At 35.4% G+C, this 14,730-nt stretch carries 10 protein-coding genes; 3 read left to right on the top strand and 7 right to left on the bottom strand.

Annotation, left to right across the window (positions count from 1 at the left end; all coding sequences use genetic code 11):
- Positions 1-251 precede the first annotated feature (251 nt).
- Positions 252-2,780, top strand: a complete 2,529-nt coding sequence (locus GQR60_RS10120) for a Kelch repeat-containing protein (protein WP_124992806.1) — start codon at positions 252-254, stop codon at positions 2,778-2,780.
- 195 nt (positions 2,781-2,975) lie between these two features.
- Here GQR60_RS10120 and GQR60_RS10115 read toward each other — a convergent pair whose 3' ends face one another.
- The 4 genes from GQR60_RS10115 to GQR60_RS10100 are packed head-to-tail and all read right to left on the bottom strand — an operon-like array spanning position 2,976 to position 7,695.
- On the bottom strand, positions 2,976-4,403 hold the full coding sequence (locus GQR60_RS10115; RefSeq protein ID WP_124992805.1) for a glycoside hydrolase family 125 protein: 1,428 nt from the start codon (positions 4,401-4,403) through the stop codon (positions 2,976-2,978).
- Positions 4,404-4,420: 17 nt separating this feature from the next.
- Positions 4,421-5,521, bottom strand: a complete 1,101-nt coding sequence (locus GQR60_RS10110) for an ROK family protein (protein WP_124992804.1) — start codon at positions 5,519-5,521, stop codon at positions 4,421-4,423.
- 8 nt (positions 5,522-5,529) lie between these two features.
- On the bottom strand, positions 5,530-6,684 hold the full coding sequence (locus GQR60_RS10105; protein ID WP_124992803.1) for an MFS transporter: 1,155 nt from the start codon (positions 6,682-6,684) through the stop codon (positions 5,530-5,532).
- Positions 6,685-6,699: 15 nt separating this feature from the next.
- Positions 6,700-7,695 (bottom strand): LacI family DNA-binding transcriptional regulator, encoded by a 996-nt coding sequence (locus tag GQR60_RS10100; RefSeq protein WP_124992802.1) that lies wholly within the window; start codon positions 7,693-7,695, stop codon positions 6,700-6,702.
- Positions 7,696-8,055: 360 nt separating this feature from the next.
- Here GQR60_RS10100 and proC point away from each other — a divergent pair, with 360 nt between their 5' ends.
- A complete protein-coding gene (gene proC, locus GQR60_RS10095; protein WP_124992801.1) occupies positions 8,056-8,853 on the top strand; it encodes a pyrroline-5-carboxylate reductase in 798 nt (265 codons plus the stop codon).
- 49 nt (positions 8,854-8,902) lie between these two features.
- On the opposite strand, the gene GQR60_RS10090 is transcribed toward proC, so the two are convergent.
- Entirely contained in the window at positions 8,903-10,990 is a 2,088-nt protein-coding gene (locus GQR60_RS10090; protein WP_124992800.1) for a PKD domain-containing protein, read from the bottom strand.
- 302 nt (positions 10,991-11,292) lie between these two features.
- Here GQR60_RS10090 and GQR60_RS10085 point away from each other — a divergent pair, with 302 nt between their 5' ends.
- Entirely contained in the window at positions 11,293-11,673 is a 381-nt protein-coding gene (locus GQR60_RS10085; protein WP_124992799.1) for a response regulator, read from the top strand.
- 16 nt (positions 11,674-11,689) lie between these two features.
- Here GQR60_RS10085 and GQR60_RS10080 read toward each other — a convergent pair whose 3' ends face one another.
- Positions 11,690-12,874 (bottom strand): SpoIIE family protein phosphatase, encoded by a 1,185-nt coding sequence (locus tag GQR60_RS10080; protein ID WP_124992798.1) that lies wholly within the window; start codon positions 12,872-12,874, stop codon positions 11,690-11,692.
- Complete coding sequence (locus tag GQR60_RS10075) at positions 12,874-14,727, bottom strand: [Fe-Fe] hydrogenase large subunit C-terminal domain-containing protein (protein ID WP_124992797.1); 1,854 nt, start codon at positions 14,725-14,727, stop codon at positions 12,874-12,876. Before GQR60_RS10075 ends, GQR60_RS10080 begins: the two co-directional genes overlap by 1 nt.
- Between the last annotated feature and the right edge of the window lie 3 nt (positions 14,728-14,730).

Raw genomic sequence — 14,730 nt, 5'->3', positions numbered from 1 at the left:
ATTCCTTATTTGTTCCAACTATTGAATGAAGTCGATTTTAGAAACAACTTATACCTATCACAATTCCACCACCTATTTACTGTTTTTTCTATTATCGAAATGAATAAATTAATTTGATTGATATCAAGCTGAAATAAGTTCACAAATTCTTCTTCCGTTTTGTGCAATGACCTTAGTCTTTTTAGGCTTTTATCTTTAAAGTCTTGGTATATTTCGATATATTTGGAAATTAACAAACGCCATAAATAATAATGAAATTTCTACTTACATTATTTGCTTTAATTATATCTTCCCCTTCTCTTTTTGCTGACCATGGTATTTATTTTAAATCCAACGAGGTTTCGAAAGAGAATCGGACTGGAATTGATATTACACACAAGAATAATATTTCATATACCAAAAGCTTCACCATTGCTTTTATGCTTTCTTTACGGGAAACAGAAACGCATTATGGGGAAATCCTATCTTTAAAGGAGGAAAATGGTAAAAACTTAATTCAGGTTACCTATAGAGAACCGGATTTATATGTAATCCACAATAAAAAAGAAACTAAATTTCATTGTAATTTTAATTCATTAAACCTTCTTCGAAACAGATGGATTCCATTCCAACTTAAAATTGATAGTGAAAATGGAGAGATTTCCTTAACTCTTGGGGAAAATCACTTTGAAAATTCAATTCAATTCCCCAAATCTTCCGAGTTTTCCTTATCGTTAGGTGTCATAAACAAGTATGGCTTTTTTATTGATGAAGTTCCCTCGATGTCTGTAAAAGATTTGGCCATTCATATTGACGGAACACCAAAACATTTATGGCCATTTCGAAAAGTTGCCAACAATGAACTTAAAGACATTTTATCGAGCAGAACTGCGAAAATTTACAATCCTGATTGGGTAATTGATTACCACAATCAGTGGACAAAAGTTAAAACATTATCGTTTCCCACAATGCCATCAATGGCATATGATAAAAAAAATGAAGTAATTCATTTTGTTCTTAAAAATGGTGTTACAAGCACCTACTCATTAAAAGCAGGCACTTTAATTACAAACAATAAAAATTCCGGATACCCTGTTTTTGAAAAATCTCAACAGCTTATTATTGACAGCAACAATCAATTAGTTTCGTATAGTTTAAACCAAAACGATCTTTCAACTTACAATTCAGTCAATCAAAGCTGGAGTCATGCCGACAGTGTAACTAATGACCTGCCAAAGTGGTGGCATCACAACAAGCTGATTCATCCAATTAATCACCAAATAACTACTTTGTGCGGATACGGTTACTATTCCTATTCCAATTCAATTAAATCATTCAACGAAAAAAGCAAAGTATGGACTGAGCTCAAACTTAAAGGAGATGTAATCGAACCTCGGTATTGCAGTTCTCTTGGATTTTCGGCTGAAAACAGTAATGTTGTTTATTTATTTGGAGGACTGGGAAATCCTCTTGGAAAACAAATTTTAGGAAAAGAATTTTACTACGACCTTTATCGAATTGATTTCAAAACAAATGAAATAAAAAAATTATGGGAACTACAGCAAAATGATCAATTTCAATACCTGCCCGTAAATTCATTAAAAGTAACTGAAAAAGACAGTGCCTTTTATACATTACTATTTCCTTGTCAAAAAAGCAGTACTCACCTTCGAATAGCAAAAGGATTTATTAATGATCCAAAACTATATTTTATTGGCGATAGTATACCTTACGAATTTGTAGACATTAAATCATTCGCTGATTTATATTATTGGGAAAGTGAAAATAAATTGATTGCACTTACATCGCAGGAAACGAATGCGGATGCTGAAACATATGAGGTATCTATGTATTCGATAAGCTATGAACCCGGAGCAGATAAAGAATTGAATATGAATAATGATTCACTTCCGTTCGCCATAAAATTATTCTACGTTTTTTTAGCCGCAACACTTTTGTTCCTGATATTTTTTGTGAGGAGAAAAATTAGAACTAAAATAAAAATTGAAAAATTAGAAAATGATTCCATTTTAACCTTTCAGGAAAAACTACCGACTTTTGAAATTCCACAAGTAAACTCTATCCTGTTGTTTGGAGGATTTCAGGTTTTTGATAAGAAAAACAAAGATATCACCTACCGCTTTAGCCCTACTCTAAAAGAATTGTTCCTTTTGATATTATTGTATTCTCTTGAAGATGGAAAAGGAATTTCATCAAGAAGAATTCAAGAATTCCTTTGGCCGGATAAACCGGAAGATAAGGCCAAAAACAACAGAGGTGTTAATATTAAAAAGTTACGTGGCATCTTAGAAGATATTCAAGGAATTGAAATTACTTTCGACAATAATTATTGGAAGATGGTACTCGAAGAGAACATTTTCTGCGATTTGGCACACATTCAAAAATGTATTAGTACCCAAATAACAAATTCGGATAATGATAAAATAGAGGAAATAATTCAGATATTACACAGAGGCACCCTGCTTCGCGATATTATTCCTGAATGGCTGGATTCTTTTAAAGACAAAACAACCGGTACAATTGTAAGTACTCTGGAGGAATTATTAACTAAATTCGATTTTGAACCAAGCATACGCCTGGCCATTTCAAATGTTATTTTTGAATTCGATCAGATGAATGAAACCGCCCTTCGGGTGAAATGCAATCTCCTTTCCATACAAGGAAAACATAGCTTGGCAATGGAGACGTATGAAAACTACATAAAGCTCTATGTGAAATTATACAATGAAAAATATCAATTCACATTTAAAGAGATCGTTTCAGAAAATACAACAGTTTAATCCATAAAAAAACCAGGTATGAACCTGGTTTTAAACTAATCTAAATCTCATCCTTCTTATGAAAAAGGTTCGGAAAGAGAAACAAATTTGCTTCTCAATCCGAAGGCAGCACACTACTACTGCAAAATCTTACTATATGTTGTTCCATTTTACAAACTACTAATCATGAAACAGCATTATTTATTACATTTCAGCCTATACAATTTCCAAAATAGTAGGTCTCTCATGAAACAACTTAACTATTAATTCTCCAAATAATGTATTTGCCCAGGCAAACCATGATCTTGTGAAATTTTCAGGATTATTTTTATGAAATGTTTCATGCATAAACCCTGTTTCTGCATGAGTATTAATCAGCATTTGCATGCAGCTGATAATTTCCTGTTCATCATCAGAAGTCATCGCCCGCATCACAATACTCATGGGCCAAATCATATCAGCACCAACATGTGGACCTCCGATTCCTTCCGCATATTTCCCTTTGTAAAACCACGGATTATTTGCGCTCAAAACAAACTTTCGGGTGTTTTGATAAAGAGAATCAGTCGTTTCCATTGCTCCCAAATAAGGAAGAGACAGCAAACTTGGAATATTTGCATCATCCATAAACAGCTTATTTCCAAAGCCATCAACCTCAAATGCCAATATATTACCATAATTTAAATGATCCGAAACAGCATACTTTGCAAGCGCTTCATCTACTTCATTTGCAAGCTTCAAGGTCTCTTCAGCCAATTTAGTTTGCAAACCTAAATAAGTTGCAATCTCAGCCAATTGTTTTAACGAAACTACAGCAAAATAATTAGAAGGAATCAAAAACGGCAAAAGGGTTGCATCATCAGATGGTCGAAATGAAGAAACAATTAATCCAACAGGATTCACAGGGTTACCATAGCCTCCATCCGGTAATGTGTCATAAGGCTTTCTTGTTTTTCTTTGAAAAGAATACGGACCTCTATCCTCTTTTCGTTGTTGCTCTTTAAATGTTTTAACAATTAATTCAGCAGCCTCTTCCCATTTCGCATCAAAACAGCTGTCATCACCCGAAGTTTTCCAATAGTGATACGCTAAACGAATGGTATAACAAAGAGAATCTATTTCCCATTTTCGTTCATGCAACTCAGCTTTCATTTCTGTATAATCACTTTCCCAGTGACTCCCTTCATCTCCCTTATTAAAAGCATTTGCATATGGATCAATCAAAACACATTTTGTTTGTCGGTTGATTAAACCTTTAAACAAGTTTTTTAATTTTTCATCTTCGGGAACCAATGATAAATATGGCCATACCTGAGCTGTTGAATCCCGCAGCCACATGGCATTTATATCGCCCGTAATTACAAAAGTATCTGGTTTACCTGATTCTTCAGAATACTGAACTGTAGTGTCCAATGTATTTGGAAAACAATTTTCAAACATCCACGACAATTCCGGATTAGAAATTTTCTCCTTTATTTGATCAATCATCTCATCGACAGAAGAACTAACAAAATTCCTTTTGTTTTTTGCTGGTCGATTTGAAACGTAACTTAAGCCTTTAGGGGATGCAACTGCACCAAGCCCTGTCAGTGCAATTCCTCCGGAAAACAAAATTGAATTTCTTAAAAAAGTTCTTCTCTCCATGATTTCAATGAAAATTATTATTTCAAATTTTTCAATGCAAATGCGTATGCTCCGATTGCAATCGCTTTACTTGCTCCAAGCTTGCTGAAACAAACTGCTAAACGAGGATTTGAATCATATTTAATCATTTTGTCTGTTCCTGGTATTTGTATATCTATTGAACAATCTGAAGCAAATTCTTTAAATTCTTCATCGTTATCAATATTGTAGATCTTTTGTACCAAACGAGGAAGAGATTCTCCACCTGCAGTGAAGCAATTTCCATTCATCTCTTTCAAAGCTGCAGGCATATATAAATCATGAGCGCCGGTTAAACCTCCACCAATAACAGCAATACCATCGGTAATGGTTAAAAGATTAGCCAAACTATCTCCTAAACATGTTCCAAACAGTTCAAATGCCTTTAGAGCTGCTTTTTGATCTGGATGATTATTGTCAACTGCCACATCATAAACATCTTTTGGCATCAATTCATCTGAATACTTACCTTTTGCGTTTTCCAGAAATGTTCTTTGGATAGCCCGGGTACTTATTCCCTCTTCAGCAAAACGATCAGGAAAAACTCTTGAACTGGTTAACCAAACCTCAGTTGCAATCGAATTATCGCCAGTAAATAATTCATTATTGTGCACTAATCCGCCTCCAAATCCGGTACCAAGTGTTACGCCAATTAAATTTCGATAACGCTTAGGACTATTTTCTTCTTCCAAACGTTTATTGATAGCTGGCAATACGCCTCCCAAGGCTTCGCCATAAGCAAATAAATCACCGTCATTATTAATAAAAACCGGTATTGAGAATTTCTCTTCGAGCATTGGTCCTAAGGCAACGCCTCCTCTAAATGCAGGAAGATTTGGCAAATCACCAATGATTCCATTTTTGTAATCGGCAGGTCCCGGAAATGCAAAACTAATTGCAACAGGTTTCTCTGCAAGCAGATTCATAACTTCCTGAAATCCGTCAATAATTGTTTTTAAACACAAATCAAGTTGATCTGCATTTGACGGCTTACGAATTGGTTCAACTACTTCTTCTCCGCTTTTCATTGCCGAAAAAACAAAATTTGTTCCTCCTGCATCAAGAGTCATCACAACTCTTTTATCATTCCAAATATTCATATGCTTTCTTACTTTCTTTTGTAAAACGACAATCCAAAAATGTAACCAATACACACCAGCGTAACAACAAAACCACCCATAAGTGAGAAAACATCTGCTACAGCTCCAAATATTACAGGTACAATTGCACCTCCAATAATAGCTGTCACCATCAAACCTGAAATTTCGTTACTTCTCTCAGGCATTGCATCAATTGCTATTGAAAATACCAATGGGAAAATATTAGCAAATCCCAATCCAATTAAAAATATTGCAGCAAATCCCATTATCGAACTTGTTGCAATATAAAGTCCGGCAATCCCAATTAAAGATAAAAGAGTTGTAATTTTCAAAAATCTTGAAGGAGACATCCAATTCAAAATTACGCCTCCCAAAAAGCGACCGGTCATTAAAGCAATGAAGAAAAATAAGGTTCCCCACAAACCTAGTTCCTTAATGTCAAAATTAAATTTTTCGGATAAATAGTTTGGCAGCTTAGCACTCATACTTACCTCTGAACCAACATATAAGAAAATGGCTAAAACCATAAAGAAAACATATGGATTTTTCAACAACGCAAGTACCGATCCAAATGAAGCAGGAGATGCTGAATCATCTTTTTTCTCTTCAATAGTAACAACATATAAATAAATTGCTGCAACTAAAAGAATACCGGAATAAATTGGGAACAAAAGTTTCCAGTCCAATCCCCAATACTTAGCAGCCAACAATGGAATTAAAGCACCCGACAAAGAACCGATTGCCTTAATAAACTGTCCGAACGATAAATTTCTTGAATATTTTCCTTCAGGTGATACATCTCTCATAATTGGATTACCTGCAACCTGCAGCAAAGTAGCACCTGTTCCTAACAGCAATAATGATCCTAATAACAATCCAAATGATGAGAAATTGCCTAATATAGGTAAGACTAAACCTACTAGCGCTGCCAGCATACCAAGAAGCAATACTCGTTTTTTTCCTTTTCTATCCTGATACAATCCCATTGGAACGGAAAGCAAACCAAACATGATAAACCCCATAAAGGTTACCAATCCAGCCAAAACGTTACTCAACTCATATTCGCTTTGTAACTGACTTGTAAGCGGCCCTACAACATCACCAAATCCCATGCACAAGAATGCCAAAAAAATTGGCCCTGATTTTAGATAATTATTCTTCATTGTCGACTCTTATTATTAACGTTCTATTAATTTAGGTTTCAATTCTATTCTTGTATTCTTACTTTCTTTGTTTTTAATTACTTCCTCCAGAATATCTACAGATTGCCTGGCAATACTCATTATAGGTTGTGCAATAGAAATTACTCTAGGCATCGAATAATCAAAAATGTCCAGATTATCGAAACTCACAAAGGTGATTTCTTTTACCTTTTCAGGATAATGCATATTCATTAACCAAATAGCCGTAGCAGTAATCTGATTATTGGTAAAAACAACTACATCAACCCCAGCTTCAATCAAGTATTTCAATTCTTTTTGAGCACTTTCTTTAATATGATTGTAATCTACAATTCGAAGTAAATTTTCATCATATTCCAAAGCATTATCTGTTAATGCCTGCTTGTACCCATCTATCCTCAGTTTTAATGAATAAACATCAGGTGTAATTGACAACAGACCAATTTTTTTTGCTCCTTTATCTATTGTTTTCTGAATGGCTTCCTTCATCGGATTTTTGTTTTCAACCAAAATATAATTGGCTAAAAATTCAGGGTCTTCCCGATCGAAAAAAACCATTGGGAAATTTTGCCTGGAAAGAGATTTTAAAACATCTCCTTTTATAAAACAAGACGCAATAATTAATCCATCAACCTGCCTGTTCACAAACATATTAAGCAATAACTCCTCTTTCTCTTTTTTCTCATCGGTACTCCCAATTAGTAAATGATATCCTTTTTCCCAAAGCAAATCTTCAATCATCCGTCCGATTTTAGCATAAAATGGATTCGAAATATCAGGAACCAGATAACCAATAGTATTAGTAGTACCATTCTTTAAACTCTTCGCAATTTGATTCGGCTGATAGCCTACCTCTTCGATGTAATCCAATATTACTTTTTGAGTTTTTTTACTGATGTTCTTTTCATCTCCTTTTTTATTTAAAACAAATGAGACAGTAGTTTTTGAAACTCCTAAATCCTGGGCAATATCTTTAATTGATTTCTTTTTCAAAGGTTTTCGGTTTTGCTAAATCGGTTTACTAAATCGTTTTAGCAAAAATATGGTTTATTTTTAAAATTCAAAACAAATATCCAAAAAGAAAATAGGGCTCTACAGGATATTGAATTTAAAGCATCAAAAAAAACACATAATCAACTATTAATAAGCAACTTATTGCAGTAATATACTGGTATAGTGAATTAGTATCAGATGAAATTTTTCATTCTTCTGATTTCAAAAAAAATTGTACTTTTATGCACGAATAAAAATTATACACACCTCCTTATTTTCTTACAAATATTTTAAGCCCGGTTTTATATGGATTTAATTAACTTATAGTTAAATCGTGGCATTAGACAAATATGAATGAATATGAATGATCAAAAAATTTGCGTTATTGGTTGTGGTAATTTAGGTCGATCAATTGTTAAAGGACTTTTGAATAATGATACTTTTAACTCGGGTCATGTAACCGCAACAAGAAGAAATACTGATTTAATAGCGGATTTAGCAACAGAGGGAGCCGCAATTACATCGGATAACTGTGAAGCTGTTAGAAATTCCAATATTATTTTAGTTGCCGTAAAACCTTATAATGTTGGTAAAATAATTAACGAGATTAAAAGCGAAATCATTGAAGGAAAACATGTACTTGTTTCTCTTGCAACCGGACTGACAACCGAAGAAATTTCAGAAATGCTGGATCATAAAATACCGGTTTTTAGAGCTATGCCGAATATTGCAGCCAATATATCTGAATCAACAACCTGTATTTGCAGCAAAAATGCTTCTCAGGAAGAAACAAAAAACATTAAAGCTGTTTTCGATTGTGTTGGAGAAAGCCTGATTATTAATGAAGAACTAATGGAGGCGGCCACCATTTTAGGTGCTTGTGGAATTGCTTTTGTGTTCCGTTTTATCCGTGCAATGATTCAAGGTGGAATTCAAATTGGTTTTGATGCCAATACTGCCAAACAAATAGTATCTCAAACAGTAAAAGGAGCTGCTGAAATGCTCCAAATTAATAATGATCATCCTGAATCGGAAATTGACAAGGTTACTACACCAAAAGGTTGTACAATTGTAGGGTTAAATGAGATGGAACATCAAGGGTTTTCGTCTGCATTAATCAAAGGAATTGTAACATCTTTTCAAAAAATTGAAAAATAACAACATTAGTTCTCATTCTATTGCTTAAAAAATAGAATGAGACTATCTTTTACTTTGTCAGCAGGAGTTTTCTTTTCAAATCAACACCGTCAATATTCAAGTTTAAGATATAGACTCCTGAAGACAATCCATTCAGATTAAAATTAATCATACTTTCATAGCTGGAAACAACTCCTGAGCGAATTTGAGATCCTTTTGTATCATATACCGTCCAAGTGGTTCGCAAGTAAATTATTTGGCTTAAATCAACCGTAAAAGCACCATCGGATGGATTTGGATAAATCTTTAATAAATCATTATAGGTGGTTGTTATTTCTTTTGATGTTGAATTTATACCACACAAATTTTCAGCACTAAGTTTTATGGTATATTTTCCTGTTCCGGCATAAGTATGACTTGGACTTTCCTCCTCTGAAACTGCTCCGTCACCAAAATTCCAATTGTAGGTCATCCCTTCAACCGATGTATTAGTCATTTGAACCTTATTCAAATCAACCGTATAATCAAAATTTGCCACAGGAACATCCATGGCCAAAACAGAACGAACAACACTATCAGTAACACCATTCTTTCGCACGATTAATTTCACTTGTTTACGACCCGGGCTACTGTAACTCACAACATGAGGTCCTTTTCCTATTGAAGTTTGAGGAGTAGCTCCATCACCAAAATTCCAATAAAATTCATCTGGTTCACCTAATGAACCATCTGCAAAGGTAACCTGAGATTCATAACAGATACTATCCTGAGAAGCAGTAATAACGGCTCTTAGTCCTTTGTATGGATCAACACCATCAAGTGTTTCCAAACCTAAATTCAATGGGTCCAACCAAAATTTCAATTGCTGATTCGCCTCGGAATAATTGGCCCAACTTTCTGAAAATTTTGCAAAGTAATCGTATACTGGATCTTCACAATCAGCCACTCCTCCTGTTAAATCTCCAATTAAGCGATGGTTTTCATCAAATAAAGGTGATCCGGAAGATCCACCTTCTGTAGTACCAATATCCCACTCCAAAATACACCAATGTGTATTCACATCAAATGTAAATTTAGTATCTGAATACGAATCCGTTATTGGAGAATCAAAATCCACAGATATCTTTTTTACGTCTCCATTGGGGTGATGAATGCAGGTTGTGTTTATGGGTACCCGGCCTGATCTATCCCAACCAGCATAATAAGGAGAATACGACGCAGGCGGTATTACTGAAAGTTCTAAAAGCGTAAAATCCAACCTGCTTGTTGTAGCCAGCAAACTCGATCCTGAAATAGATTGAGATTTTGAACCAACAGAGGATTCACAATCTACAGCTTCATAATTAAAAACAAAAATGGCAACATCTGCATCTTCCTGACTATTTACAGCATGATGGGCTGTCAGTAAAAAAGGCCGTCCATCATAGCCGGTATTATTTATCAGGGCACCCGACGCAATGTAACCACTATACAAAATATGGCAGACTGAGTGCTTTTCAACCTGCCATTCATCTCCTTCCGCACAATTAATATTTACATTACAGGTTCCTGATGATTTTAGCCGGGATTCGGCTCCTTGCAGCTGATTAAAAATATTTTTATAGTCATGCAGCACACTTCCAATTTCTAAATCCGCAATAAAATCAGGATGCAAAGGTTCTATATATTCTACAGTTATTTCATCTCCCTGCAAAGGTTCAACCGAAAACCTGCCCGATTCTTTATTGTTTTTTTCATTGTATGCTCCAAGTATCCGGTTCGATTGATTATTGTACACAAACATCTGGCTGCCGGCCGGAATTCTAAATTTAGAAAAAATCAATCCTAAAGAATATGCTCCCGGCGACGAAATGGATATCCGCCAGACTCTTCTGCCATCGCTTAAAACTTGCCATTTACCTGAATTTAAAGCATTGTAGCTTGTTGTATATTGATAAGCATACTGTGCATGTTTCAGGTAACTTTTACCTTCAACCTGTTCATATGCCTTACTCATTGTTGCCATCTCGAAACGAGGCAAATAAATGGTTGACAATTCCGACTTTAACTTTCCTTTTTTAAATAAAGGTTCACCACCATAAGAGATTTGAGCCTTGGAGGAAACCCAAAAAAGAGTTAAGCTAATAAATAGCCCGAATCGAATAAATTTAGAGATCATGCAGGTATATTTCAATCAATAATTATCAAAAATAGCAATTAAGAAAGAAATGTCAACCTATTACCGACAAACAATCGGTATGACCTAATCTGTTTCACCAAATCTATTTCAAACACGACAGTAAATCGTATGAAAACAAATATGATAGTCACTTGATATCATTTTTTGGTAATTCAAAATAAATATTTAACCAACTGTCTTTTTAAAGGGATTCTATATAGAGCATCTTCTTTTGAATGCTAATAATTTTATATAAATTTGAATTAAGTCAAAAACCAATTTAGCGCACCAAACTATACCTCATGAATTTAATCGAACGTAATTGGTCCTCAAAAACCATTCTTATTGCAGAAGATGTAGAATCCAATTTTCTTTTTTTGGAAGAGGTAATCCGAAAAACAGGGGCTGAAGTTCTCTGGGCAAAAAACGGGGAGGATGCTATTGAAATGTTCAACTGCAATAAGGTTGACTTAATATTAATGGACATTCAAATGCCACTCATGAACGGTTTTGAGGCAACAAAAATCATCAAGAAACAAAATCCAAAAATTCCAATAATTTCGCAAACAGCATATGCAATGTCCGAAGACCGGGTTAAGAGTCTGAACGCCGGTTGTGATGATTATATTGCCAAACCAATACCAAGTCAAAAATTATTAGACTTACTTTCTGTTTACATTTAATCAGAACACACCTGAGCTAAATAAAGGTTAGAGTAACATCTTTTAAAAATTTATCCTCAAGAAGACTAACTATTCTTTTTACAACTGTTCTTCTGATCTCCAATTCAATAGGTAAACTGGGATCCTGATGAGCAAAATTAATTCTTGTTCCGGAAATAATTGAGATTTTATCACTCTGTAAAAGATAGTGAACTATCTGATCAGCAGGCCCGTCTCCCAAATCATAATCACTATTGTAATCCCCAAGAATCCGGGCAACTTTTCCAATCGTTAAAATGCCTTCGGTAACCAAATTTATACTTTCCATATAAGATGCCGGCGGAAGTTCCGGATCCGTAATTTTCATTCCGGCGGCAAATTTTAAATTTAATTCGCGACCCAAAATTTCGGCCGTTGTTCCTCCGCAAATAATTTTTTTCCCTTTAAAATGATACACTCTCATGGCCAGCTCAGCATCCTTATCCTTTTCGTAAGGAGGACCCGTGCAAATTAAAAGTTTACGCGGTTCCCGATAATAGATTACACCGGCACTTGTATCGTCCTTTAGCTCATCCTGATCGTTTCTGGCCGCTTTTTTCACTAACTGCATGCCCAAATTACGGGCAGATATGTAAGGGGTCGATTTTACAATATTGGTGACAAATTTTAAAGCACTTTCATGTCCCCATCCAAAAGGCAATTCCCTGCTTCCCATTCCCGACTGCATAATTCCATCGGACCAAAACAGAATACGGTCTTCTTTTCGGGCAGTAAATTCACAGGTTCTAAGTTCTTTTCCTTGATTTTCTTCACTGTCAAGCAGAATTGTCCTCCATCCCGGATCGAAAACCTCAGAACCACGCATCACCACACACAAGGGATTATCAAACTCAATGATACGTGTTGTTCCATCAAATTCAATATCAATTATGGTGAAGGTTGAATAGCTTACTTTTCGAACGCTGCAAACAGGAAGCGTGTTCATGATAATTTCGGCAATGGTTTTTACATCTTTGTGTTCTGCTGTAAAATTCATCGCCATTGATGCAGTCAATGTTGCCAGCACATTGGCCTTCACTCCACTTCCCATGCCATCACTCAACACAGCAATTGTCCTGTTTTCCTCTTTAATTCTCTTCGAGAGAAACACATCACCGCAAATCATTTCACCATGATGAAAGAGTTGCTGACAGTCAATATCTATATGAAATTTCTCGTCCATTATTCGCCTTTCCCTTCTTCCCCTGAAGCATGGGATTTAATGATCGAGCTTAGTAATTTTTCCGTTTTGGAAGCACTCTCACCCAATAAAAAGGCAATTTGCTGCACTGTTTGAAGATTCTCTTTAATAACCGCTCTTGCTCGGCCAATAACCTCTTCTCTCCTTACTTCAGGAGCGTATAAATCGCGAATAATACCACCAACAATCTTATTTTTTTTAATGGTAAAAACCGAAACATTGAACAACCTGTTTCCAAAATGTACATCCTTGTTTAAGATATCCTCTCCATTCAAAATTACTGTGGAAAAGAATTTATGAAAACTGATCAATTTTGTTAAATCTGCATCAACTAATCCGGGAATAATTTCATTCAGCATTCGGGTCTCTTCACCCAATAAATCAACGAAAGTTTTATTCGACTCAATTACTTTCAGCCTTTCGTCGACAATTACAACTCCCGAAGGAAGTTTCTGTAACATGGCCGACACCGTTTCTGAAGCTTCCTGCGCTATAATTCTTTCTTCGTTGGCAATTCTTTCCGATTCCTTTAATGCCGCTTTTGTTTTAGTTAACTGCGCATTTGTATTTCCCAGCTCTTTAATATAGCTGTTCATATTTTTAATTGTAAAGGAAGAACACATCTCATAATTGGCCAGCCCCTGACATTTTGCAATCGCAAACTCCCTGCAAGACTCATAACCACAGGAACCACAACCTAATTGGTCTTCAATTTTTCCTTTTCCCATCTCCACCAATACTTCCAATATCTCTTCTTCTGTAGGAACAGGAAGCTCCCTTCCTTTCGATTTAAATCCCCGGGTTAAATCAAGATCACTGTATTCATCAATTTCTTTCTGCCATTTAATCTCATCAAGAGTTTTTAACCTTTTGCGCACGTAACGAATTACTTGAGACCGACGAGAGAATTTTCGCCCTCCCGGCGAAGTTCCAGGTCCCATAATACAACCTTCGCAATAAAATAAATCAAGATGCTGGTTCAGATCATGCTGAGTTTTAAACTCATTGATCGACCTCAAAAAATTGTTTCTTCCCTCAGTACTAATAATCCCACCATTCAGCATGGATATATCGATATCTGCAGCCTGAAACAGACCATGACTAATTGGAAATAAACCTCCTAAACGAGCGAATGGAGGATCAAACTCTGAGAATTCAACTGAGTTTTCCGAAACTCCGTACTCTGTAAACAGCTTTCTTAATTCGGCAAAACTTAAAACTGCATGAACACTTCCGTCAGTTCCATTAAATGCTTTCACATCATCTTTACTGGCAACGCAAGGCGATAAAGAAACAATCTTAACATTTTTGCCATACTTTTTTCGTACCACTTTTGCCATGGCAATACCAGGCGGTACAATTGGGGCCAGATTATCAACTAATCCGGGATGAAAATTCTCAATATTATTTACCAGAGCCGGACATTTTGTTGAGATATAATACTTCCCATGGAAATTTGCGAACAGTTCCTTGTAGCGGTAGGCCACCAAATCTGCACCAAAAGCAGCTTCAACAACGTAATCAAAACCCAAAGCCCTAATCATACCAACAAAATTCCGAAAGTCCAGAATATCATCAAACTCACCTGAAATACTTGGATCACATATGGCAACTACAGGCTCGGTATCAGCTAACAATTGCTTAACCAAATCTTCCGAACTTCTATATTCTATCGCATTTTGAGCACAAACAGTAACACAATTTCCACAACCAATACATCTGCTTTTAATGATGTTTGCAAAATCATCCTTTATTTTAATTGCTTTGGCAGGACAAACCCGAATACACGTATAACTAAGATTACACTTGTTCTTATTGGTTACAATTAATGGCATAAT

Source organism: Labilibaculum euxinicum (assembly GCF_009795715.1).
Classification (GTDB): domain Bacteria; phylum Bacteroidota; class Bacteroidia; order Bacteroidales; family Marinifilaceae; genus Labilibaculum; species Labilibaculum euxinus.
The sequence above is the reverse complement of the archived record's forward strand: the minus strand, read 5'-3'. Positions and strand labels throughout refer to the sequence as shown.